A 23,962-nucleotide genomic window follows, 5' to 3' on the forward strand; every position below is an offset into this window, starting at 1 on the left:
TCGCCTCAGAGAACCGCTTTCGGGTAGGAACCCAATACTTTAAGCGCTACGGCTTCTTGACTGATCTGCTCCAGGACACTTTTGACCAAGGGGTCGCGGTGATGACCAGCAAAGTCGATGAAAAACACATAGGTCCATTTACCGCTACGCGAAGGACGCGTCTCAATACGCGTCAGATCGATCCCGTTCTCATGGAACGGCACCAGCAGCTCATGCAGGGCGCCAGGACGGTTGCTCATGGACACAATGATCGACGTCTTGTCATCGCCAGTGGGTGGCACTTCCTGACTGCCAATCATCAAGAACCGCGTGGAGTTGTCCGGGCGGTCTTCAATTTTTTCGGCCAGTCGGGTCAAGCCGTACAGGCCAGCAGCCATATCACCGGCAATGGCAGCGGAGTTCCACTCACCCTTGACCCGTTTGGCCGCTTCGGCATTGCTCGACACCGCAATACGCTCGACATTCGGGTAGTGTGCATCCAGCCATTTGCGGCACTGAGCCAGCGACTGGGCGTGGGAGTAAATGCGGCTGATACTGTCCGTCTTGGTGTTTTCGCCGACCAGCAGGTGATGGTGGATGCGCAGCTCTACTTCACCGCAGATCACCATGTCATGCTCAAGGAAGCTGTCGAGAGTGTGGTTGACTGCGCCTTCTGTGGAGTTTTCCACTGGCACCACGCCAAAATTCACTGCACCGGCAGCCACTTCGCGGAATACTTCGTCAATGGCAGCCATCGGCTTGCTGATCACGGCATGCCCAAAGTGCTTCATGGCCGCAGCCTGGGTAAAGGTACCCTCGGGGCCGAGATAAGCCACTTTCAGCGGCTGCTCCAGCGCCAGGCACGAGGACATGATTTCGCGGAACAACCGCGCCATCTCTTCGTTGCCCAACGGGCCTTTATTGCGCTCCATAACGCGCTTGAGCACCTGAGCCTCACGCTCAGGCCGGTAAAATACCGGCACTTCACCCTCAGCCAGGGAAGCCATCTTGACCCGCGCCACTTCCTGGGCACAACGCGCCCGCTCGCTGATAAGCTCCAGGACTTTTTCGTCCAGACTGTCGATACGCAGGCGCAGCGCCTTGAGTTCTTGCTCGGACATTAGCCGTGTTCCTTTTCGAACTCTGCCATGTAAGCCACCAGCGCGTTAACCGCGTTGATATCCACAGCGTTATAGATCGATGCGCGCATGCCACCAACGGAGCGGTGCCCCTTGAGGTTCAGCAGCCCGCGTGCTTCAGCGCCTGCCAGGAATGGCTTGTCGAGGCGATCGTCCGCCAGACGGAACGGGACGTTCATCCACGAGCGATCAGAAAGGTTGATCGGGTTGCTGTACAGGCCACTGGCGTCGATAAAGTCGTACAAAGTACGTTTTTTCACTTCATTGAGCTTGCCGATTGCCTCGACACCGCCCTGCTCCTTGAGCCATTCGAATACCAGACCTGACAGGTACCAGGCCAGGGTCGGCGGCGTGTTGTACATCGAGCCGTTGTCAGCCGCGACCTTGTAATCGAGCATGGTCGGGCAGATCGAACGCGCACGACCCAGCAGATCTTCGCGAATGATATTGACCACGATGCCACTTGGGCCGATGTTTTTCTGGGCACCCGCGTAGATCATGCCAAAACGGGACACATCAACCGGGCGCGACAGAATATCCGAAGACATGTCAGCGACCAATGGCACATCGCCAGTCTCAGGGATCCAGTTGAATTCCAGACCGCCGATGGTTTCGTTTGGCGCGTAATGAACGTAGGCCGCGTCTTTCGACAGATTCCACTCATTCTGACCAGGAATCGCGAAGTAATCGTAAGGTTTGGCGGTTGCTGCCACGTTGACGTGACCGAAACGCGACGCCTCTTCAATGGCCTTCTGCGACCAGATACCGGTATCGATGTAATCCGCCTTGCCATTTTCAGGCAACAGATTCAGCGGGATCTGGGCAAACTGTTGGCTGGCACCGCCTTGCAGAAACAGGACTTTGTAGTTCGAGGGAATAGACAGCAGGTCACGCAGATCCTGCTCAGCCTTGGTCGCAATGGACACGAACTCATCGCTGCGATGGCTCATTTCCATGACCGAGAGGCCCTTGCCATGCCAGTCGAGCAACTCGGACTGGGCACGCAACAGAACAGCTTCAGGTAGCGCAGCAGGACCTGCGCAGAAGTTATAGGCTCGTTTGCTCACTTCCACTCTCACTCTGATTTGGTGGTCACGCAATAAATCAACTCTCGACACATTGTTGCTTGTAGAAGCGGGCTTGCTAGCGATACGGGCAGTAATGTCTATCTGACATACCGCGCTGATGCCATCGCGAGCAGGCTCGCTCCCACAGTGTCGCAAACTTTCATACTGGACATACAACAAGGGGGCGAATTCTCATCCGCCCCCTGTGTGTCCGCTTATTCCTGCGGCTCTTCGTCAGCGCCAGCCTCTAGCGGCTGCTCGTCGTCTGCGCCATCCTGGATGGCCTCACCGTCGAACTCTGCACCGCCTTCATCTTCGAGCTCTTCGCCTTCAACTTCAGAAGGCTCCTGAACCCGCTCAAGCCCTACCAGCGTTTCGTCACTGGCCAGCTTGATCAAGGTGACGCCCTGGGTATTACGACCCAGGCTCGACACTTCGTCGACACGCGTACGTACCAGAGTGCCCTGATCCGAAATCAACATGATTTCTTCACCGTCCTGCACCTGAACCGCACCGACCAGACGGCCATTACGCTCGTTGCTGACCATGGCGATAACACCCTGGCCGCCACGCTTGTACTCTGGGAACTCGCTGATCGCCGTACGCTTGCCATAGCCACGCGCCGAAGCGGTAAGGATCTGGCTACCCTCCTCAGGGATCAGCATGGAAATCAGCTTCTGCCCTTCTGGCAGACGCATGCCGCGTACACCGCGGGCAGTACGGCCCATGGCACGGACATCGGACTCTTTGAAGCGAGTCACCTTGCCACCGTCGGAGAACAGCATGACTTCACGCTCGCCATCGGTGATCGCGGCGCTGATCAGCACGTCGCCTTCGTCCAGTTCCAGCGCGATCAAGCCTACGCTGCGCTGACGGCTGAAGGCTTCCAGAGGGGTCTTCTTCACGGTGCCGTTGGCGGTCGCCATAAAGATGAAGTGACCCTCGGTGTACTCTTCGACCGGCAGCATGGTGGTGATGTATTCACCCTCATCCAGCGGCAGCAGGTTCACCAGCGGACGACCACGGGCAGCGCGGGACGCCTCAGGAATTTCATAGGTCTTCAGCCAGTACACCTTGCCCTTGCTGGAGAACAGCAGCAGCGTGGTGTGACTGTTGGCAACCAGCAGGTGAGCGATGTAGTCCTCATCCTTGACGCCAGTAGCCGACTTGCCTTTACCGCCACGACGCTGGGCCTGGTACGCAGCCAATGGCTGGGTCTTGGCATAGCCACCATGGGAAATGGTCACGACGCGCTCTTCTTCCGGGATCATGTCACCCAGGGTCAGATCAAGACGGTGATCCAGGATTTCGGTACGACGCACATCGCCGTATTCGGCGCGAATGACTTCCAGCTCTTCGCGGATCACTTCCATCAGGCGCACGGCGCTATTGAGGATGCGGATCAGCTCACCGATCTGGTTGAGAATTTCCTGGTACTCGGCCAGCAGCTTTTCGTGCTCCAGACCGGTCAAGCGGTGCAGGCGCAACTCAAGAATGGCCTGGGCCTGCTCCGGCGACAGGAAGTATTTGCCATCACGCAGACCGTATTGCGGATCGAGGTTTTCCGGACGGCAGGAATCTGCGCCGGCACGCTCAACCATGGCCACTACCGCTGTCGACTCCCAAGGGGTGCTGATCAGCGCTTCCTTGGCTTCGGACGGGGTTGGCGAGGCCTTGATCAGTGCAATGACCGGATCGATGTTGGACAGGGCTACGGCCTGGCCTTCAAGGATATGGCCTCGCTCGCGGGCTTTGCGCAGCTCGAAAACAGTACGACGGGTAACCACTTCACGACGGTGACGTACGAAGGCTTCGAGCAGGTCCTTGAGGTTCAGGATGCGCGGGCGGCCATCGATCAGGGCAACGATGTTGATACCGAAAACACTTTGCAGCTGGGTCTGGGCATAAAGGTTATTGAGAATAACCTCCGGCACCTCACCACGGCGCAGCTCGATCACAACGCGCATACCGTCTTTGTCGGACTCGTCACGCAGCTCGGTGATGCCTTCAAGCTTCTTCTCTTTTACCAGCTCGGCGATCTTTTCGATCAGGCGAGCCTTGTTCAGCTGGTACGGCAGCTCGGTGATGACGATCTGTTGACGACCACCGACCTTGTCGATGTCTTCGATCATCGAGCGGGCGCGCATGTAAATGCGGCCACGGCCCGTGCGATAGGCTTCGATGATACCGGCACGGCCGTTGATGATGGCGGCAGTCGGGAAGTCCGGGCCCGGGATGAACTGCATCAGTTCATCGATGCTCAGTTCCGGGTTGTCGATCAGCGCCAGGCAGCCGTCGATGACTTCACCCAGGTTATGCGGCGGAATATTGGTGGCCATACCCACGGCGATACCGCTTGAGCCGTTGACCAGCAAATTGGGAATTCGTGTCGGCATGACGGCCGGGATCATTTCCGTGCCGTCGTAGTTCGGCACCCAGTCCACGGTCTCTTTGTGCAAGTCGGCCAGCAATTCGTGGGCCAGCTTGGTCATGCGCACTTCGGTGTATCGCATGGCCGCAGCGTTGTCGCCGTCGACCGAACCGAAGTTGCCCTGACCGTCTACCAGCAGGTAGCGCAGGGAGAATGGCTGAGCCATTCGAACGATGGTGTCGTAAACAGCAGTATCACCATGCGGGTGATACTTACCGATTACGTCACCGACCACACGGGCAGATTTCTTGTACGGCTTGTTCCAGTCGTTGTTCAGTTCGCTCATCGCAAACAGCACACGCCTGTGCACGGGCTTCAAGCCATCGCGCGCATCAGGCAGTGCCCGCCCGACAATTACGCTCATTGCGTAGTCGAGGTAGGACTGTTTCAGCTCGTCTTCGATATTGACCGGGAGGATTTCTTTGGCCAGTTCGCCCATGAGAAGCCTGATTCCTTTTTCGGGTGAAACTTCGCCACATCCATTCGGGACGAACGAAGCTCGCCGCCGCTGGCCACGTGCCACGCAACGACTTACGACAAATCAACAAGTTATGTCACGGATTTGCGCAGTAAGGGCAACCCTTGCGGGTCACCCTGGAAACCGCCGAATGTTATCACAATCGCCGCCACGCACCTATCCCTCAGATGTGCATGGAGCGTAGTAATTACGACGTTTATCGGCCTGAAGGGCCCCAGAGGGACTCTGAAGGCGATTTGAAGCACCCGCGTTCCTCTTCGCGGCCTTCGGCAGCGACGACAGGCTTGCGTTTCAATGCAAGCGCTTGCGGCACATCAATTGCGCCATCTTTGCCGCATCCGGGCGTTCAATCACACCCTTCTCGGTGACAATCACATCGATCAGGTCCGCCGGCGTCACATCAAACACCGGGTTGAAGGCCTGCACATCCGCGCCGACCCGCTTGCCACCCACTTCCAGCAGTTCGCGGCCGTCACGCTCCTCAATCGGGATGTCATCACCCGAGGCCAGATCCATGTCGATGGTCGAGCTCGGGGCCACCACCATAAAGCGCACGCCGTGGTGCATGGCGTTGACCGCCAGTTGGTAGGTGCCGATCTTGTTCGCCACATCGCCATTCGCAGTGATGCGGTCAGCGCCCACGATCACCCAGGTGACGCCTTTGGTTTTCATGATATGCGCTGCTGCCGAATCGACATTCAGTACCACCGGGATGCCTTCATTGGCCAGCTCCCACGCAGTCAGGCGCGAACCCTGCAGCCAGGGCCGGGTTTCGTCGGCATAGACCTGCTCGATCATGCCTTCGAGCCAGGCCGCCCGGATGACCCCCAGCGCCGTACCAAAGCCGCCTGTGGCCAGGGCTCCGGTGTTGCAGTGGGTCAGCACCGCCTGGGCATTGCCCTGATGGCGGCGAATGACATCGACACCCAACTGCGCCATGGTCAGATTGGCCTCGCGATCACTTTCGTGGATGGCAACAGCCTCTGCCTCAAGCACCTGCAATACATCCGCGCGGTTTTGGCTTCGAGCCAGACGTTCGCGCATGCGATTCAAGGCCCAGAACAGGTTCACTGCCGTAGGACGCGAGTCCGCCAGCAGGGTGAAGTCCTCTTCCAGCGCTGCCAGCCAGTCACCACCTGCAGCCTTGCGCACACGCGCAGCCAGCACCACGCCATAGGCCGCCGCGATACCGATTGCCGGGGCGCCGCGCACGACCATGTCGCGAATCGCTTGCGCCACACCGTCAACGCCGGTGTACGCCAGCCAGCTCTCTTCAAAGGGCAGAATGCGTTGATCCAACAGATACAGGGCGTCATCCCGCCAATCGATGGCCTTAACCTTTTCCGCAGCCAACAGTCGATCGCGCATGCCTTCCCCCATTACCTGGTAACAAAGCGGCCGATTATAGCGAGCCCACCCCCAAGACGCTCGGGTATACTTCGCCTCCTTTTATAACGCACTGGAATCAGTTTTCGATGCCGACCCCAACCACGCCCCTGGACTTACTGTTGTTACCCACCTGGCTGGTGCCTGTAGAACCGGCCGGTGTCGTACTCAAGGATCACGGCGTGGGCATTCGCGACGGCTGCATTGTGTTCATCGGCCCGCGCGAACAGGCGCTGAAGCTCACCACCACGCAAACCCGCGAGCTGCCGGACATGCTGCTCAGCCCGGGGCTGATCAACGCGCACGGGCATGCGGCCATGACGCTGTTCCGCGGCATGGCCGACGACCTGCCCCTGATGACCTGGCTCGAACAGCATATCTGGCCGGCCGAGGGCAAATGGGTCGATGAGCAGTTCGTGCGCGACGGCACCAACCTGGCCATCGCCGAACAGCTCAAGGGCGGGATCACCTGCTTCAGTGACATGTATTTTTTCCCGAAAGTTGCCAGCGAGTGCGTGCACAAGAGCGGTATCCGTGCACAAATCGCCATTCCGATTCTCGACTTTCCGATTCCCGGCGCCAGCAGCGCAGACGAATCCCTGCGCCAGGCCGTCGAACTGTTTGCCGACCTGAAGTTTCACCCGCGGATCAAAATTGCCTTCGGCCCCCATGCGCCTTACACCGTAAGCGACGACAACCTGGAGAAAATCCGGGTCATCGCCGACGAGCTGGATGCCGCCATTCATATGCACGTTCACGAAACCGCCTTCGAAGTGCATCAGGCCGTCGAGCAACACGCCGAACGCCCGTTGGCCCGCCTCGCCCGCCTGGGCTTGCTGGGCCCGCGCTTCCAGGCCGTACACATGACCCAGATCAGCGATGACGACCTGGCCATGCTGGTAGAAAGCAACTCCAGCGTGGTTCATTGCCCCGAGTCCAACCTCAAACTGGCCAGTGGCTTCTGCCCGGTGGAGCGCCTGTGGCAAGCCGGAGTGAATGTGGCGGTGGGTACCGACGGTGCGGCCAGCAACAATGACCTCGATCTGCTCGGCGAAACCCGCACCGCCGCCTTGCTGGCCAAAGCCGTTGCAGGCTCTGCCACCGCGCTGGACGCCCACCGCGCACTGCGCATGGCCACCCTCAATGGCGCGCGCGCCCTGGGCATTGAAAGCGACACCGGCTCGATCGAAATCGGCAAGGCCGCCGACCTGGTAGCCTTTGACCTCAGCGGCCTGGCCCAGCAACCGGTTTACGACCCCGTTTCGCAGTTGATCTACGCCACAGGCCGCGATTGCGTTAAACATGTGTGGGTCGCAGGCAAGCAGTTGCTCGAGGATCGACACCTGACCCGCCTGGACGAGCAGCAACTCTGCGCAACCGCAAGGGCCTGGGGCGAGCGCATAAGCGGCCATACTCATTGATTCAGTACCTTCGGGCCTGCGCCCGGAGCTTTACCAGATTATTCAGCTTTAGAGGATTTACCCATGAGCAACGTTGACCACGCCGAGATCGCCAAATTCGAAGCGCTAGCCCATCGCTGGTGGGACCGTGAGAGCGAGTTCAAGCCGCTGCACGACATCAACCCGCTGCGCGTCAACTGGATTGACGAGCGCGTACAACTGGCTGGCAAAAAAGTCCTCGACGTCGGCTGCGGCGGCGGCATTCTCAGCGAGTCGATGGCTCAGCGCGGCGCCACCGTAATGGGCATCGACATGGGCGAAGCCCCGCTGGCCGTGGCACAGCTGCATCAGCTCGAGTCCGGCGTAAACGTTGAGTACCGCCAGGTCACTGCTGAAGATCTTGCTGAAGAAATGCCCGGGCAGTTCGATGTAGTCACCTGCCTCGAAATGCTTGAGCATGTACCCGACCCATCGTCGGTGATCCGCGCCTGCTACAAAATGGTCAAGCCCGGTGGCCAGGTGTTCTTCTCGACCATCAACCGCAACCCCAAGTCCTATCTGTTCGCTATCCTCGGTGCGGAATACATACTCAAGCTGATCCCCCGTGGCACCCATGACTTCAAAAAATTCATTCGCCCTTCCGAGCTGGGTGCCTGGAGCCGCCAGGCCGGATTGAGCGTCAAGGACATCATCGGCCTGACCTACAACCCGCTGACCAAGCACTACAAGCTGGCCGCCGATGTTGACGTCAACTACATGATCCAGACCCTTCGCGAGGAGTAACACATGCGTTTAAGAGCAGTTCTTTTTGACATGGACGGCACCCTGCTCGACACCGCGCCGGACTTTATCGCCATCTGCCAGGCCATGCGCGCCGATCGCGACCTGCCTCCCGTCGCAGACAAACTTATCCGCGACGAGATTTCCGGCGGTGCACGCGCCATGGTGGCAGCGACTTTCAACATGGACCCTGACGCACCTGGCTTTGAAGAGCTGCGTCAGGAGTTCCTGGAGCGCTATCAGCGCGATTGCGCAGTCCATACCAAGCTGTTTGATGGCATGGAAGAGTTGCTCGCCGATATCGAAAAGGCCCATCTGGTGTGGGGCGTCGTCACCAACAAACCGGTGCGGTTCGCCCAGCCAATCATGGAACGCCTGGGCCTGGCCGAGCGCTCGGCGCTGCTGATTTGCCCCGACCACGTCAAAAACAGCAAGCCGGACCCCGAGCCGCTGATTCTGGCCTGCAAAATGCTCGACCTTGACCCGGCCAGCGTACTGTTTGTAGGCGATGACCTGCGCGATATCGAGTCCGGGCGCGATGCCGGGACCAAAACTGCAGCCGTGCGCTTTGGTTATATCCACCCTGACGACAACCCTGATCACTGGGGTGCGGACGTGGTGGTCGATCATCCGGCCGAACTGCGCAAAGTGCTGGATAACGCGATGTGCAGCTGCTAACGATGACCGATTTTGTTGAGGTTTTTTATGTTTGATTATTCAGCCCGCCCCAACCTGCTCCAGGATCGGGTGATCCTGGTTACCGGCGCCGGTCGCGGCATCGGCGCTGCTGCAGCCAGGACCTATGCCGCACACGGCGCAACCGTATTGCTGCTGGGCAAGACCGAAGCCAACCTAAGCCAGGTCTACGACGAAATCGAAGCTGCGGGCCATCCGCAGCCAGTGGTTATCCCGTTCAACCTCGAAACCGCCCAACCCCATCAATACGATGAGCTGGCCGCCATGATCGAGACCGAGTTCGGCCGCCTTGACGGGCTGCTGCACAACGCTTCGATCATTGGTCCGCGCACGCCGCTGGAGCAGCTGTCGGGGGAAAATTTCATGCGCGTGATGCATATCAACGTCAATGCCATGTTTATGCTCACCAGCACCCTGCTACCCCTGCTCAAGCTGTCGCAGGACGCCTCGGTGATCTTCACTTCCAGCAGTGTCGGCCGCAAAGGCCGTGCTTACTGGGGTGCCTATGGCGTCTCCAAGTTCGCCACCGAAGGCTTGATGCAAACCCTGGCCGACGAAGTCGACGGCGTGGCCCCGGTACGTGCCAACAGCATCAACCCCGGCGCGACCCGCACCAGCATGCGCGCCCTGGCCTATCCGGGTGAAAACCCCGAGAACAATCCAGAGCCACACGAAATCATGCCGGTTTACCTGTACCTGATGGGCCCGGACAGTACCGGGATCAACGGCCAGGCTTTCAACGCACAGTAACAGGGCTACAAACAAAAACCGCGGGCTGCATCCCATGCAGCCCGCGGTTTTTTTATGCACTGAAAAGCCGGTGTTCAGCTCTCGACCAGTTCCCGATGCTCACGCGCCACAGCGGCCTTGTCGAACAACAGGCAACTTTGCAGAAACAGATACATATAGTCGTAGCTCTTGCAGATGGCTTTGCGCAGTTCAGTGATCTGCTCCTGGCTCGGATTCATTCCCACGAGGGTACAGACAATTTCCAGCGCCTCCCAGGGATGCTCGTCATCGTACTGGGCGTGCATCTTCAGCCACTTCATCGCGCGCTTGCGTTGATCGACCGCAAACGACTCTTCATAGATATCGGCCGAGCAGACAATCGCCGCCCACTCACCCACGGCACCCTCGATGGCGTAGTTGGTGGCAGCCATCGCCACGGCCAGCGAATCCTTGGAACAGCTATGCCAGCACCAGTCGTTCAGCGCCTGAAACTCGGCAGGCAGGTCCTGGGCATTGAGGTCTTCAAGGCTGACCCCGTGCGCCAGCGCCCAGTTCACCCAATAGTCGGCATGATTAAGCTCGACCCGGATATTGCGAATCAACCAGCGGCGAGCCATGTCTTCGCCAGGGTGACGCCCGTAGCGGGTCTTGCCCAGGTTATGGCCCATATACAACGAAAACTGCTCGACTACCGGCCAGCCGCCCACGAGAAACATGCGCATTGCTCTGGGGCTCAAGGTGTTGTCACGCATGCGCTTGTAAATTTCGTGTTTGACTGCCCGACGCTTGCTTTCGCTACAGTCCCGAATCAACTGCCGGGCCCACTGGGGGTAACTGGCTTCCTCCATAAGAGGCCCCGTTCGGTTGAAGACTTCACTCACAATCCAAATCCTTTTTGATAATAGACTTTAGAAATGTAGAACAGATCAACGCAACGTGCCCGGGGACTTCAATGTCAACGCCCGGGCACGCTGAGGACGCTGCAACAAACTATCGAACGTGAATAACTGTGGCCGCTGGACAATATAGCCCTGCGCATAATCAACGCCGATTTCAATCAAGGCCTCTTCAATCTGTGTGCTTTCAACAAACTCGGCAATCGTGCGTTTGCCCATGACATGGCCAATATGATTAATGACTTCAACCATGGCACGATTGATCGGGTCGTCCAACATGTCCTTGACGAAACTGCCGTCGATCTTCAAAAAGTCGACAGGAAGATGTTTCAAATAGGCAAATGAGGACATCCCGGCACAAAAGTCATCCAGCGAAAAGTGACAACCCAGGGTTTTAAGATCATTGATAAAACGGATGGCATTACCCAGGTTGGCAATTGCACTGGTTTCAGTAATTTCAAAACAGATGAGTTTTGGCGACACGCCGTAACAGTCAAATTGTTCATGCAAAAACGCAAGAAAGTCATCATCGCCAATGGTTGACCCAGACAGGTTGATCGCACACATGGCCATTGGCCGCCCACCCGCCTGGGCTGAACATTCCGCAATGATCCTGAACACATTTTCGACCACCCAGCGGTCTATCGAACTCATCAAGCCATAACGTTCCGCCGCAGGAATAAAACTGTCCGGGAATACAATGCGACCGTTTTCATCTTGCAGGCGCAACAGAATCTCGATATGCCCGCCCCCGTCCTGCACAGGTCCCAGGGGGGTTATTTCCTGGGCATACAGACTGAAGCGGTTTTCTTCCAGTGCGACATGCAAGCGCTGCACCCAGGCCATTTCACCAAAGCGCAATGACAACTCCGTGTCATCTACATGATAAACCTGCACCCGGTTACGGCCCTTTTCCTTGGCCATATAACAGGCCATGTCCGCAGCCCGCATCAAAGACTCAAGGGTGACTGGCGCTTTATGGATATGCACAAGGCCGATGCTGATGGTGCTCATGAACGGGCGCCCTTTCCAGGCAAAATGCAGGCTTTGCACCGCCTGACGCAAACCGCCGGCGATTTTTTCCGCCATGTCCACCGGGCAGTTTTCCAGCAGGATGCCAAACTCATCCCCACCCAGCCGGGCCAGGGTATCGCCTTCACGCAGGCCGGTACGCAGCAACGTACAAATATGCCGCAACAGCTCATCACCCGCCGCGTGACCGCAGGTGTCATTGACCAGCTTGAACTGGTCCAGATCAAGAAACATCAGGGCATGCCGGCCCTGCTGGCGCCCCAGGTTCTTCAGTACCAACTCCAGGCGGTATTCGAACTCACGTCGGTTGGCCAGCCCGGTCAGTGCATCATGGGTCGCCTGCCAGGACAGGTTGGCAATGTACTGGCGCTCCTGGGTCATGTCATGCAGCACCAGCACTGCGCCACTGACATCGCCATCGTGAAGGATCGGCGCACCCACAAGGGTTACCGCAACGGTACTACCATCCATGCGTTGAATCTGCCGGGAGTGCTCGCGACTGTTACTCAGCTCGCCAGTGAGAATACGCTCGACCAACCTGGGGCCTTCGTCCTGATCGTTGTCATCAAGCAACTTGAACAGCGCAGCCAGGGAAATGCCTTGCGCCTGCTCGGACTTCCACTGGGTCAAGTTCTCGGCCGCAGGGTTCATATAGGCAATCGCGCCATTGACGTCGGTGGTGATAACACCGTCGCCAATCGACTGCAGGGTGATTTGCGCCCGCTCTTTTTCCAGCTGCAGCGCCTCGGCAAAAGCACGGCTCTGCTTGAGCACTTTATGGGTGCGCTTGAGTACCAGCAGGATCAGCGCCACCGCCGTGACCAGGTTTATGACCACCAGCAACCGCCAGATAAAGCGCGAGCCTTCACCCAGCGCATCACTGAAAGCCTTGGCAGAAGGCGCAATACCCTCGTTGATGGCGAAAATCTCGTCTTCCCAGCGCTGGGACTCCGCAGCATCGGCATTGCCGGCGAGGATGGCCTTGTGCATCTCCTGGGCCAGATTGTCGAGCTTGAGCAGGTAAGCATCACCTATGGCCCACTTCTCGATGGCGGTTTCCATATAGCTTACATGGCGGAAGTAGCGGTAAAACCAGATAATGCTCGAGGCATCTTGCGCGCTGTTGCCGCCCTGCAGAATGCCTTCGCGGGCAGCGACTTCATTGGGTGGGGACTCATCCATCGCCAGGCGTAACTTATGGTCGCCCTGGGGAACACTTATGGCCTGTGTGTATTTTTCGTAATAAACCGGGTCATGGGTATCGGAATACAGATAGAGAAAGTAGATGGCGTCCTTCTGCCCCTTGGACCATAAACTTTCGCCACCGACATAACTCCTCACGGCAGAAAGCATATACAGACTCACGCACCCCAATAACGCCTGGAACAGCACGACAGCAATAAAAGGCCAAACAATGCCCAATAAGCGTGGTGTACCAAGGGGGCGTTTAGATTTCATGAGTTCCCTTTGCTTCATGGAGTCAAATGAAAACCAGAGAGAAAATCTCACTACAAGTCAGCCTAGGCCAATTTTTCAAAAATTGAGTAGTCTGAGCCGATCTAAATCTTCAATAAGCGTGCAGCCGCATCATTATGTTCATTGAAGCAAGCAATGCGCCTGTGCAAAAGAACCTGCTCGAGAAGATCGTGAGCAATACCGTGTATTGGCCGGATAACTGCGATGTTCATGGGCTTTCGCGTGCAGGCTCGCCCCCACAACCCTGCGACATCACGTCTGCTGCAGATGCCCGTAGAGCCTGGCATAGAGCCCACCCTCTGCAATCAACTGCTGGTGATCGCCCTCTTCGGCAATGCACCCACCATCAAACACCAGCACCCGGTCAGCCTGTTTTACCGCAGATAAACGGTGAGCGATGATTAAAGTTGTGCGCCCGCTCAAAAATTTTCCCAAAGCGTGATGCAGGTTGTATTCGGTGGCAGCATCCAGGGCACTGGTGGCCTCGTCGAGGATCACCACCTTGGGTTCGGCCAATACCATGCGCGCAATCGCCAGGCGCTGACGCTGACCGCCGGACAAACGCACCCCCGAACGCCCCACGATGCTGTCCAGGCCCTGGGGCAGCGCATCAATGGTGCCATCGAGCTGAGCGATTTGCAGGGCGTGCCAGCACGCTTCATCGGTTCGTTCACGGCCCATGGTCAGATTGGCACGCACGGTATCGTTGAACAATGCCGGGTGTTGCAGCACCACCGCCACATGCTCGCGAATGGTCTGCAGGCCGATTTCGGGCTGGCTGGCATCAGCAAAGCGGATACTCCCCGACTGCGGCGTGTATAAGCCCAGCAACAGTTGCACAAGGGTGCTTTTACCACCACCGCTAGTGCCGACAATGGCCACCTTCTCACCAGGAGCAATGGTCAGGTTAAGGTGATCGAGTACCTTTTCGTCGCCATAGCTGAAGCTAAGGTCACGCACTTCGATGCCGACCGTCTGTCGCCCCACAAATGGATTGGCGCCGCCGGGGTATTGTGGCTCGTCGTTGCGCGCCAATAACTGATTGATCCGCGTAACGGCGCCATCAGCGGCATAGAAGGCATATTGCAAATTGAGCAACTGCTCAACCGGCCCGATCATGAACCACAGATAACTGAACACTGCGAGCATCTGACCGATCGACAGATCCGAAAACAATACCGTCAACATCGCGGCGGCTCGAAAAATATCGATCCCGAACTGGAACAACAAACCGCTGGCGCGATTGGAGGCATCGCTCTTCCACTGTGAAGCCACGGCAAAGTCCCGCACTTCTCGCGCCCGTAACCCCAGACGGCCCAGGAAAAAGCCCTGACGGTTACCTGCACGCACTTCCTGGATGGAATCCAGCGTCTCGGTAAGGGCCTGGGTAAAGCGCGCCGTGCTGTCGTTTTCAAGCTTTTTCAGGTGCTTGACCCGCTTGCCCAACTGCACCGTGGCGTAAATCACCAGCGGGTTGAACAGCAAAATCAGCAGCGCCAGCTGCCAGTGCATCCACAACAAAATCGCCGAAGTGCCCACCAGAGTGAGCATCGCCACCAAAAATCGGCTCAGGGTTTCTCCGACAAACTTGTCGAGCGTATCGAGGTCGGTGACCAGATGAGTCGTCACCGTGCCGCTGCCCAGGCTTTCGTACTCGGCCAGTGATATTCGCTTCAAGCGTTCGATCAGGCGCAGGCGAATGCGAAACACAATGTCCTTGGCCAGCCGCGAAAACAGCCGCGCCTGCAGCACGTTAAACAGCAAAGCACCGCAGCGCAGCAACAGGGTAATCGCCAGCATCAGGCCGATATAGCCTGCCGCGCTTTGCCACGCAGTCGGCAGCCAGTGGTTCATGACCTTCAGCGCAGCGTCGCCGTTACCCAACAGCACCTCGTCCACCAGCAAAGGCAGCAGCAAGGGGATCGGCACACTGCACAGGGTCGCCAGCACGGCAACGCCGTTGGCAAGCCACAGGGCTTTTTTATGGCGCAGGGCCAGGCGGCGGATTTCGGCCCAGGTCAGGCGATCCGTCACCGCAGCCGCAGGCGGTACAGCAGAGGGATCAAACACGTGCAGCGCGTTCAAGCCAGCGAGCAAGCAAGTCAGACAAGGGCGCAAGCGGCTGATAGCCGTTGGTCAACAACGCCAGCTGGCCGTTGCGCTCGGCAAGCAAGGTCGGAAAACCGGCAATCCCCAGATCCTGCACCCAGGTAAAATCCGCGGCTGTCGCTGCATGCTCCTCGGCAGAGTCAAAAGCGGCAGCAAATTCGATACGCGGCACTCCCGCGATTTCAGCCAGTTCGACCAGCACACTTGCCTGGGTCACATCACGGCCTTGTACGTAAAACGCCTGCTGTATCAGTTTGACCAGCTTCCAGGCGCAATCGGGGGCAAGGCTGCGTACCGCGACAATAGCCCGGCAGGCAGGTTCGGTGTCGTAGATAAAGCCGTCGGGCAAGGCCCCCTCGAAGTTGAAAGGTTGCCCGGTGGCCTCTGTGACCGCCTGCCAGTGCTCAAGAATATAGCGCCGCGTAGCAGGCTCAAGCGCCGAGCCACTGCCGGTGCGCAAACCTCCCACTACCAGATGCAACTCAACGCCTGCGGCCTGCGCCTGCTCAACCAGCGCCTGGGCGATGGGCGAAAAACCCCAGCACCAGGAGCACATTGGATCCATCACATAGAGCAGGCGCGCTGTCATATCAGGCCTCGGCAGCTTTACGGTAGTTGTGACCGATCGGGTGCGGCTGGTTACGCTCCTTGGCCAGCTCGATCTGCTTTTGGCGATCAATGGCGCTGCGACGGGTTTTCTCGCTCAAGCTGTCCCAGCAATACGGGCAACTGATACCGGGTTGATAGTGCTCGGACTCGCGATCAGCGAGGCTGATCGGGGTGCGGCAGGCATGGCACTGATCGTATTCGCCGGCGCTGAGGTCATGGCGCACGGTAACGCGGTTATCAAATACAAAGCAGTCGCCCTGCCATTTGGTTTCTTCCTGGGGTACCTCTTCGAGGTACTTCAGGATACCGCCCTTGAGGTGATAAACCTCGTCAAAACCCTGGCTGAGCATATAGCTCGAAGCCTTTTCACAGCGAATGCCGCCGGTGCAGAACATCGCGACTTTCTTGTGCCTGGCAGGGTCGAAATTGGCTTTGATATAGTCGGGGAATTCGCGAAAGCTGGTCGTTTTCGGATCGATAGCGCCTTCAAACGTACCGATCGAAACCTCGTAATCGTTGCGGGTGTCGATCAACAACACCTCTGGATCGCTGATCAGCGCATTCCAGTTCTCGGGGTCGACATAGGTCCCGACCTTCTTGTTCGGGTCCACGCCTTCAACACCGAGGGTGACGATTTCTTTCTTGAGCTTGACCTTGGTCCGATAGAAAGGCTGGTCATCGCAGTAGGATTCCTTGTGATCGATATCGACCATGCGCGGATCAGTCTTGAGCCAGGCCATCAGCCCGTCAATACCTTCACGGCTGCCGGATACCGTACCGTTGATGCCTTCTTCGGCGATCAGCAAGGTGCCCTTGATACCGTTGTCGACCATGGCCTTGAGCAGTGGCTCACGCAGCTCGACGTAGTCCTCAAGGGTGACGAATTTATACAGTGCAGCTACAACAACAGGCGAAGTCATCGCATCAATCTCCAGGTGGCTACCCTCGTAAAGGGTGAACCGGGCGCAAAAAAAAACGCGCCGACGAAGCGGCGCGTTGCGGATTCTAACAAAAAGCAGGCGGATTACGCCAACTCAGTGCCCACCGCCAGCACAGGTCGGCGATGCCGGGGCCGTGCCGATTTTCGCCCATTCCACAGGCGTGTACGTGTGCAAAGCCAGCGCATGGAACTCGCCCATCAGGTCACCCAGGGTGGCATAGACCTTTTGATGACGCTTGACGCTGTTGAGCCCGGCGAACTGCTCGCTGACCACCACTGCCTTGAAGTGGGTCTGCAACCCACGACTGTGCATATGGCTTTCATCCAGCACGCTCAGGTGCTCGGGTTGCAGAGCGCCTAGCGCCGCTTCAATACGCTGTTGCATGCTCATTCAGGCTCCGCTTACTTCTTTTTGGCCGGGGCCGCTTTTGGCTCCAGCTCGGCTGTCATGTCTTCTAGCAGCTTGTTGACAACCGGCACTGCACTTTCCAGTTTGGCCTGGGTCATTTGTGCCGATTGCTGGGTCAGTTGCGGCATTTTTTCCAGCACTTTCTTGCCCAGAGGCGACTGGTAGAACGCTACCAGGTCCTTGAGCTCAGACTCGGTGAAATTGGTGGTGTAGAGCTTGACCATGTCCGGCTTCAGCTTGTTCCAGCCAATGGCTTGATCCAGAGCGGTGTTGGCTTTGGCCTGGTAAGTTTCCAGCAGGGCTTTCTTGGAGGCTGGTGCTTTGGTTTGCTCGAAACGCTGAGCGAACATTTGCTGCACTTGCATATACACCGGGGTACCCAGCTTATCGGCATGTGCCAGTTTCAGGAACGTTTCAGCACTGGCAGCGTGGCTAGCTGCATCGGCGAAAACCTGGCCGCTGGCGCAAACCAGAGCTACCGCTGTACAGATGGCGCGAAGACGGGTCATCGAGTTTCCTTTTCTAGCAAGCGAGGTTTAACCCCAAGGGCGGCCATTCTGCGCCTAATAAAGTGTGTCACTCAACCCCGACACTGATAGACGTTCTCATCAGCCGACCAAAAGCACCGAAAACGCAAGATTGAACCCTTAGTGTGAATCAACGCCTAAGCTGTCAGGTCAGACTTCAAGGAGAAAGAGCCGATGAGCCGTATCGAAACCGACAGCCTGGGTGAAGTAAGCGTGGCCGATGAGGCTTATTGGGGGGCGCAGACACAGCGGTCACTGATCAACTTTGCCATCGGCAACGAAAAAATGCCGCTGGCGGTTCTGCATGCCCTGGTCTTGATCAAAAAGGCTGCCTCGCGGGTCAATGACCGCAACGGTGATTTGCCTGCCGATATCGCCCGCCTGATCGAACAGGCCGCCGATGAAGTGCTCAACGGTGAACACGACGACCAGTTCCCGCTGGTGGTGTGGCAGACAGGCAGCGGTACACAGAGCAACATGAACGCCAACGAAGTGATTGCAGGACGCGCCAATGAACTGGCGGGCAAAGGCCGTGGCGGCAAGTCGCCAGTCCACCCCAATGACCATGTCAACCGCTCGCAAAGCTCCAACGACTGCTTCCCCACCGCCATGCATATCGCCGCCGCCAAGGCTGTGCACAATCATTTGCTGCCCGCGATCAATGAACTGGCAGGAGGCCTGGCCGAGTTGTCGGCACGGCATATGAAACTGGTCAAGACCGGCCGCACCCATATGATGGACGCCACGCCGATCACCTTCGGCCAGGAGCTGTCAGCCTATATCGCGCAGCTGGACTACGCCGAGCAAGCCATACGTTCGGCCTTGCCCGCAGTGTGCGAGCTGGCACAGGGGGGTACCGCGGTGGGCACCGGGCTGAATGCACCCCACGGTTTCGCCGAAGCGATTGCCGCTGAACTGGCTGCGTTATCTGGCCTGCCATTTGTGACCGCGCCGAACAAATTTGCCGCGCTGGCCGGCCACGAGCCCTTGACCACCTTGTCAGGCGCCCTCAAAACACTGGCCGTGACCCTCATGAAACTGGCCAATGACTTCCGCCTGCTGGGTTCCGGCCCCCGCGCCGGGCTTGCCGAAATCAAACTGCCCGCCAATGAGCCGGGCAGTTCGATCATGCCGGGCAAGGTTAATCCGACCCAGTGCGAAGCCTTGTCGATGCTGGCGTGCCAGGTGATGGGCAACGATGTTGCCATCGGCTTTGCTGCAAGCCAGGGGCATTTGCAACTGAACGTCTATAAACCGGTGATCATTCACAACCTGCTGCAATCCATCCAGTTGCTGGGAGACGGTTGCAGCAACTTTTTCAAACACTGCGTCACCGGGCTTGAGGTCGATGCCGCCAAAATGGCCGAACACCTGGAGCGCGGCCTGATGCTGGTGACCGCACTCAACCCCCATATCGGCTATGACAAGTCAGCCGAGATTGCCAAAAAGGCCTACGCCGAAGGTTTGACCCTGCGCGAAGCAGCACTGGAACTGGGCTACCTCACGGACGCCGAGTTTGACCAGTGGGTTCGTCCTGAAAACATGCTGGGCGCGGGCAAGCACGGCTAGGCGGTTTTTTACAATCCTGGGCCCGGGGTTGCAACCTTGAACACCATCACTTCCTTGTCGGGGGTGATGGTGCCAACCAGTTTGAACAAGCGGCCATCTGCCCTGGCTTGCTGTACTGCCACAGCTGCAGGATTGAATGGCACTTCCTCCAGGGATTTTCGCACGACGATATCGACCCATTCGTCAGACATCATGACTAGTTTGCTCGCGGATCCACGATCAAAAAAAACATGCCCCCAGGTGTTGCCGGTAGCCCGTATATGCCTGACTTCCATCAGATACAGATCACCGTTGGGACCACGTAGCACCATACCGAAACCGGCAGCCCCCACTTTGTAGCGACCGCCATCAAGCAATGTGTAGCCACGCTTTTTCAAGACCAACTGCATGACGCTTTTGGCCAGAGTGGTTCTCATATTAAACGTAGAGATCAATCCGGCACGCATTGCTGCATAGTTGTCAATAAGGGCGGCAACCTCCACATCCAGATCGCGGATCGACATATGACTGCGCAATTGACGCACGGCATCAATGTTGTAATACCTTCCGGATGTCGTCGGGAATACCGAGCGCATACCCTGCAGTTCGTCATAGACCGGTGCCCAGATCGGCAGGGGCTGCTTGTTGGCCATGGCCGTCAAGGCTTCGTCCAGCCTGCCCACCGGGAATTGCTTGCGGCGCAGGCTCTGCTCACACAGACGCTCCAGCTCCAGCACATCAGGTGCCCGTATCACCTGTGTGTCGACAGACTGGATGATCTGGCGCGTGTAGTTGCGCAAAAATGCATAGACTTCGTGGTCAAGACCAGTTGCAGGCAAGTCAAGCGCCTGGCGCACCAGGGCCTCCAGACTGGGATGTTCTCCGAGCCTTGGCATCAGGTGCCAGTTGCTGATGACCAACCGTTGTGTGACCGGATCAAATACCCCATCACTTTCGATAAACAGCGTGCTGCTACCCTCATCACCCGTGCGCACCACTTTCCAGGAAAACTGCTCAGTATCCAGTTGCACCCGATAGAACTTGTTGTCCATAAAGACAAAATCTTCGGCGACTTCTTCAAACAGATCGCTACCGGAGACTAGAGGCTGATCGGTGAGGCGATATACCCCTTCGGGCGTTAATACACCCTGAGCCTGCAGTCGGGTCGGATCAGCAGGATCAATACGATAGATTCCAAAATTGCCTGCACTATCAAGTTCGCTGGAAACAAACAAATCCCGATGGCCGATAACCACCCTGTCCATCGACTCGACGCCTTGAGGATGTACGGCAGGAATTGGCGCCGGGGTAACCGCGGCCGTCACAGCGTATCCATCAGGAACCTTGCGCGTGGATGTAACGGGGGTTGAATCAACAATCAGCTCTTCCAGCTCCGGAAACGGCGCCCCTCCCTTGCCCCCGACATCGGCGTGATACTCCCAGCGCCCCCGTGCATCCATCCTGATCGGCGGTTCATAGTTCTTGGGCGGGCGCGCCTTGAGGCGAAGGGTTTTCTCACCTGAGCGACGATACACTTCGTACACTTTTTCATCGATCTGAATGTACATCTTGTTATTCAAGAGATAGACATTTTCGTTTTTCCCCCTGAGCCTCACGGCGTCATAGAGCGGGACTTTGACCTCATAGCCCTCGAATGCCTTGGTACGCCAGGGCTTGCGGGAAGTGACAGACGGCAATAGATCCTTCAGGCGTTTTTTCTGCAACGATTTACTGGCTCTCCACCCTGCGTCATATAGGGTTGCTACGGCCTTGGTCACCGTTTCATCCAGGCTGCCCAGCACTGCGCTTACTGCTCTGGGGCGCGCCACCAGAGGTGCGAGCGTAAGAACCGCCTCGCCCAAATTAAGCGCGGCAGAGAAAGCCAGCCACGCTCCCGCCTTGTAATCGCCTCGGGCAAACGCACTGATGGCCGCAGATGCGTCATTCCAGCCGTCATAGACACCAATGGTTGTGCCAATACCCGGAATAACCGACAGGCCAATCTTTATGTAGCTCAGATCCCGCTGCGCAATACGCTCCATCTGACGGCGCTCGATATCCAGCGCCGATCTGGAGGAACCATAGACCTGCTCCTTGAGCCGCCCCATGCGTGCCAGGTACTGCATGTCAGTCAGCGACACATGGGACGCCTTGACCGGGTCAATCACGAGAAAACCGTAAGTTCCGACACGCAAAATGGCATTGATGTTCTGAATATTCCGCGCAACGCTCGAACCGGTCTCTGTACTGTTTGCGAAGTAGGTGAGCAGCTCCCTGTTGAGCAGCACATGATTGGAGAGACGTTCAATCAGATGCTGGAACCCGGAACCTTCGAAGAACTTCTGATTACCCGGAGCGCCCGCCAGATACATCAGCGCCAGCCCCGAGGTTTTGTCATGCACCACAGACACCCCGATCAAGGCTTGTTCGGTATAGGAACTGTCCCCCCGGTCTGGTGAGCGTAACCAGGTATAACGGTATTCGATGTCGAATTCGGCGTCAGGTTTGTGATTACCATTGCCGGGTGCGGTCGCTGCCTGCGCCAGCCTGTACCCCCGCTCTGACAGGTGGCTGCGCTGACGTGCGACCCAGGCCTCAAGGTTGATGGCTTGCCTGAACACTCCCAGTCGCCTGGCAATATCGGGAGCTCCGGGCTGGCTACCCCCTACTGTGCGACCCAGAAAAGCACGGGTGATCCTCATGCTGTAAAGCATGGCAACATCCAGATCCGGAATGGTTTTGAGCAGATACTTAAGGTCAATACCCAGCGCCTTGGTATCCACGCCATCCAGAGTGAAGTAGCTGTGCTTGAGACGCAGCATCTGCTGTTCGTCATTCACATCAATATTCTTGCGAGCCAGCTCGGACAAGCTGAAGGTGTGACGCGCAAGACTGACGTCATCCCAGGTTGAAAAGCCGGTGATCGCTATGCTTTCCGACGTATCGCCCGCCAGATGCGGACGCTCGGCCCTCTCGCTCGTTTGCAACACCTCAACGATGACCCGATCGGGCATATCGACCCTGACCGCATCCGGATCGATATCTCGTTTTAAATCGGCCTTGAGCCGCTCAGCCAGCTTATCGCGGGTAAACATCTCGAATGACGGCAGATGACGGTTAAGATCGTCCTCCAGCCAAAGGGCATTACGTGCGTAAACCACAAGTCCCTTGGCATATTCGGCCCGCTCTTCGACCGATGCCCGCAGCAACCAGTCCGGCAAGTCCTGCGTAGCCTGTGCCGTACGCAATTGTTCCGCCACAAGGTCAATGCCCTGTTCACGGGCCTCATTGCCCGGCGCCAGCAGGTTTTGTGCGGTTTCCAGACGCAAGCGCTCAAGAGACTGCGCAACCGTCGATTCGCTGTACAACAACTGGCCCCTGGCTATAAGCGAAGCAATTTCTTTATAGCCGGCGATTTGATCCTCAACCCCCAGACTGAAGGCATGACCATCGAGCACACGCAGGATAACGGGGCTTTCAGTACCCTCGAGCATTATCGCTGCCCGAGCAGCAGCGCGGTTTTTCAGCGAAACATGGCCGAGCCAGAACCCGTCCGGATCGGCCCGAACGCTGCGGGCCAGTTGGGTCTTGAGCTGAGCCACGGAAGTGAATGCTTGCAAACCGCCCGCATTGCCCGGAACGAACAGAAATACGGGCTCCGGATGTTGATGGTCATCAAGCGCAGGCTGACGAGTTATCACCATCGCCCCCTGCAGCAAATAAGAGCGTTGCGAGGTGCCCAGGGACAGGTCGCAAACGCAGCTGACACTTTGCCCGCGGAGTGAAGACCAGGGTTCGCTGACAACTTCTTTTATCTGTTGATACGCGGATTCGCTCAACCGGCCTTCATACACTTGCAACTGTGCTTCGGCCAGCAAGCTGCGCGACCTGCCCGAAGACAAACGCTGCAACAGACTAAGCCCGCCGGCATCCAGCCGGGTCCAGAAGTCGGTGCCCTGAGACTCGGCCCCCTCGAGCAGCCTGTCCGTTGCCTGTTGAGTTTCGGCACACTGGGTCAGAGCCTGCTCATGAGTATCCCGGTAAGCGGCCAAGCGAGTCATCGCCTGATCAGCAGTGCCTATAAATGACTGCAGGCTTGCTTCGTAGCGTGAGACTTTTCGCTCTCGCAGAGTACCGGGCAAATTGATAGACAGGCTGCCAAATGAAAGGTACTGGTCAGCGTTAAGGGTGTGGTTGTTTTCGGACATGAAAGCGTTCATCCCAAGTGATCGACAGTCACCTGATCTGAACAGAAACCCGGAGTGCATCAGTGGTAGATATATAGTCGCAGGCTAACCCCGTGTTGCCGCGCACAAGCGAAGCACCACAGG

General features: G+C 57.6%; 17 protein-coding genes. 5 read left to right on the forward strand and 12 right to left on the reverse strand.

The genetic code is table 11. The features are described from left to right. Positions 1-5 precede the first annotated feature (5 nt). The 4 genes from pheA to mtnA form a co-directional block, all read right to left on the reverse strand. Positions 6-1,100, reverse strand: coding sequence for a prephenate dehydratase (gene pheA, locus EQV96_RS04965; protein WP_016780245.1), 1,095 nt, complete (start codon positions 1,098-1,100; stop codon positions 6-8). Next, the gene (serC, locus tag EQV96_RS04970) at positions 1,100-2,185 is read right to left on the reverse strand and encodes a 3-phosphoserine/phosphohydroxythreonine transaminase (RefSeq protein WP_095002826.1); all 1,086 of its coding nucleotides are present in this window, start codon (positions 2,183-2,185) and stop codon (positions 1,100-1,102) included. The genes pheA and serC overlap by 1 nt, the downstream gene beginning before the upstream one ends. A 215-nt stretch (positions 2,186-2,400) precedes the next feature. Continuing rightward, entirely contained in the window at positions 2,401-5,055 is a 2,655-nt protein-coding gene (gyrA, locus tag EQV96_RS04975; RefSeq protein ID WP_095002806.1) for a DNA gyrase subunit A, read from the reverse strand. A gap of 330 nt (positions 5,056-5,385) precedes the next feature. Further along, positions 5,386-6,462 (reverse strand): S-methyl-5-thioribose-1-phosphate isomerase, encoded by a 1,077-nt coding sequence (gene mtnA, locus EQV96_RS04980; RefSeq protein ID WP_095002807.1) that lies wholly within the window; start codon positions 6,460-6,462, stop codon positions 5,386-5,388. Between the two features lie 107 nt (positions 6,463-6,569). Here mtnA and EQV96_RS04985 point away from each other — a divergent pair, with 107 nt between their 5' ends. The 4 genes from EQV96_RS04985 to EQV96_RS05000 all read left to right on the forward strand — a co-directional run bounded on the left by EQV96_RS04985 (position 6,570) and on the right by EQV96_RS05000 (position 10,106). Then, positions 6,570-7,901, forward strand: coding sequence for a TRZ/ATZ family hydrolase (locus tag EQV96_RS04985; protein WP_240881501.1), 1,332 nt, complete (start codon positions 6,570-6,572; stop codon positions 7,899-7,901). A 63-nt stretch (positions 7,902-7,964) separates the two neighbouring features. Then, the gene (gene ubiG / locus EQV96_RS04990; protein WP_095002809.1) at positions 7,965-8,663 is read left to right on the forward strand and encodes a bifunctional 2-polyprenyl-6-hydroxyphenol methylase/3-demethylubiquinol 3-O-methyltransferase UbiG; all 699 of its coding nucleotides are present in this window, start codon (positions 7,965-7,967) and stop codon (positions 8,661-8,663) included. Between the two features lie 3 nt (positions 8,664-8,666). Further along, positions 8,667-9,338 (forward strand): N-acetylmuramic acid 6-phosphate phosphatase MupP, encoded by a 672-nt coding sequence (gene mupP / locus EQV96_RS04995; protein ID WP_095002810.1) that lies wholly within the window; start codon positions 8,667-8,669, stop codon positions 9,336-9,338. 27 nt (positions 9,339-9,365) lie between these two features. Then, complete coding sequence (locus EQV96_RS05000; RefSeq protein WP_095002811.1) at positions 9,366-10,106, forward strand: YciK family oxidoreductase; 741 nt, start codon at positions 9,366-9,368, stop codon at positions 10,104-10,106. Positions 10,107-10,180: 74 nt separating this feature from the next. Here EQV96_RS05000 and EQV96_RS05005 read toward each other — a convergent pair whose 3' ends face one another. From EQV96_RS05005 to EQV96_RS05035, 7 genes are all read right to left on the reverse strand, one after another. Then, positions 10,181-10,966, reverse strand: coding sequence for an iron-containing redox enzyme family protein (locus EQV96_RS05005; protein WP_095019029.1), 786 nt, complete (start codon positions 10,964-10,966; stop codon positions 10,181-10,183). A gap of 45 nt (positions 10,967-11,011) precedes the next feature. Then, positions 11,012-13,471, reverse strand: coding sequence for an EAL domain-containing protein (locus EQV96_RS05010; protein WP_095038548.1), 2,460 nt, complete (start codon positions 13,469-13,471; stop codon positions 11,012-11,014). 270 nt (positions 13,472-13,741) lie between these two features. Further along, positions 13,742-15,523 carry an ABC transporter ATP-binding protein gene (locus EQV96_RS05015; RefSeq protein ID WP_178084401.1) on the reverse strand — a complete coding sequence of 594 codons (1,782 nt, stop codon included), beginning with the start codon at positions 15,521-15,523 and terminating at the stop codon, positions 13,742-13,744. 28 nt (positions 15,524-15,551) lie between these two features. After that, positions 15,552-16,187 carry a DsbA family protein gene (locus tag EQV96_RS05020; protein WP_095024116.1) on the reverse strand — a complete coding sequence of 212 codons (636 nt, stop codon included), beginning with the start codon at positions 16,185-16,187 and terminating at the stop codon, positions 15,552-15,554. 1 nt (position 16,188) lies between these two features. Next, on the reverse strand, positions 16,189-17,127 hold the full coding sequence (locus EQV96_RS05025) for a rhodanese-related sulfurtransferase (RefSeq protein ID WP_095019032.1): 939 nt from the start codon (positions 17,125-17,127) through the stop codon (positions 16,189-16,191). Positions 17,128-17,241: 114 nt separating this feature from the next. Next, complete coding sequence (locus EQV96_RS05030) at positions 17,242-17,538, reverse strand: BolA family protein (RefSeq protein ID WP_130871743.1); 297 nt, start codon at positions 17,536-17,538, stop codon at positions 17,242-17,244. An 11-nt stretch (positions 17,539-17,549) separates the two neighbouring features. After that, positions 17,550-18,065 (reverse strand): DUF2059 domain-containing protein, encoded by a 516-nt coding sequence (locus tag EQV96_RS05035; protein WP_095002818.1) that lies wholly within the window; start codon positions 18,063-18,065, stop codon positions 17,550-17,552. A 192-nt stretch (positions 18,066-18,257) separates the two neighbouring features. On the opposite strand from EQV96_RS05035, the gene EQV96_RS05040 reads away from it, so the two are divergent. Continuing rightward, positions 18,258-19,652, forward strand: a complete 1,395-nt coding sequence (locus tag EQV96_RS05040; RefSeq protein ID WP_095002819.1) for a class II fumarate hydratase — start codon at positions 18,258-18,260, stop codon at positions 19,650-19,652. An 8-nt stretch (positions 19,653-19,660) separates the two neighbouring features. On the opposite strand, the gene EQV96_RS05045 is transcribed toward EQV96_RS05040, so the two are convergent. After that, positions 19,661-23,839 (reverse strand): DUF6543 domain-containing protein, encoded by a 4,179-nt coding sequence (locus tag EQV96_RS05045; RefSeq protein ID WP_240881504.1) that lies wholly within the window; start codon positions 23,837-23,839, stop codon positions 19,661-19,663. Positions 23,840-23,962: the final 123 nt, after the last annotated feature.

Origin of the sequence: Pseudomonas sp. TMW22080 (assembly GCF_022496745.1) — a bacterium.
GTDB classification, from domain to species: domain Bacteria; phylum Pseudomonadota; class Gammaproteobacteria; order Pseudomonadales; family Pseudomonadaceae; genus Aquipseudomonas; species Aquipseudomonas bubulae.

Excerpts from the sequence above, each read along its gene's own strand:
- mupP (WP_095002810.1), top strand. The coding sequence starts at position 8,667 with ATGCGTTTAAGAGCAGTTCTTTTTGACATGGACGGCACCCTGCTCGAC.
- gyrA (WP_095002806.1), bottom strand. The coding sequence starts at position 5,055 with ATGGGCGAACTGGCCAAAGAAATCCTCCCGGTCAATATCGAAGACGAG.
- EQV96_RS05045 (WP_240881504.1), bottom strand. The coding sequence starts at position 23,839 with ATGTCCGAAAACAACCACACCCTTAACGCTGACCAGTACCTTTCATTT.
- EQV96_RS04985 (WP_240881501.1), top strand. The coding sequence starts at position 6,570 with ATGCCGACCCCAACCACGCCCCTGGACTTACTGTTGTTACCCACCTGG.
- ubiG (WP_095002809.1), top strand. The coding sequence starts at position 7,965 with ATGAGCAACGTTGACCACGCCGAGATCGCCAAATTCGAAGCGCTAGCC.
- EQV96_RS05025 (WP_095019032.1), bottom strand. The coding sequence starts at position 17,127 with ATGACTTCGCCTGTTGTTGTAGCTGCACTGTATAAATTCGTCACCCTT.
- EQV96_RS05020 (WP_095024116.1), bottom strand. The coding sequence starts at position 16,187 with ATGACAGCGCGCCTGCTCTATGTGATGGATCCAATGTGCTCCTGGTGC.
- EQV96_RS05010 (WP_095038548.1), bottom strand. The coding sequence starts at position 13,471 with ATGAAATCTAAACGCCCCCTTGGTACACCACGCTTATTGGGCATTGTT.
- EQV96_RS05030 (WP_130871743.1), bottom strand. The coding sequence starts at position 17,538 with ATGAGCATGCAACAGCGTATTGAAGCGGCGCTAGGCGCTCTGCAACCC.
- EQV96_RS05040 (WP_095002819.1), top strand. The coding sequence starts at position 18,258 with ATGAGCCGTATCGAAACCGACAGCCTGGGTGAAGTAAGCGTGGCCGAT.
- EQV96_RS05000 (WP_095002811.1), top strand. The coding sequence starts at position 9,366 with ATGTTTGATTATTCAGCCCGCCCCAACCTGCTCCAGGATCGGGTGATC.
- EQV96_RS05035 (WP_095002818.1), bottom strand. The coding sequence starts at position 18,065 with ATGACCCGTCTTCGCGCCATCTGTACAGCGGTAGCTCTGGTTTGCGCC.
- pheA (WP_016780245.1), bottom strand. The coding sequence starts at position 1,100 with ATGTCCGAGCAAGAACTCAAGGCGCTGCGCCTGCGTATCGACAGTCTG.
- mtnA (WP_095002807.1), bottom strand. The coding sequence starts at position 6,462 with ATGCGCGATCGACTGTTGGCTGCGGAAAAGGTTAAGGCCATCGATTGG.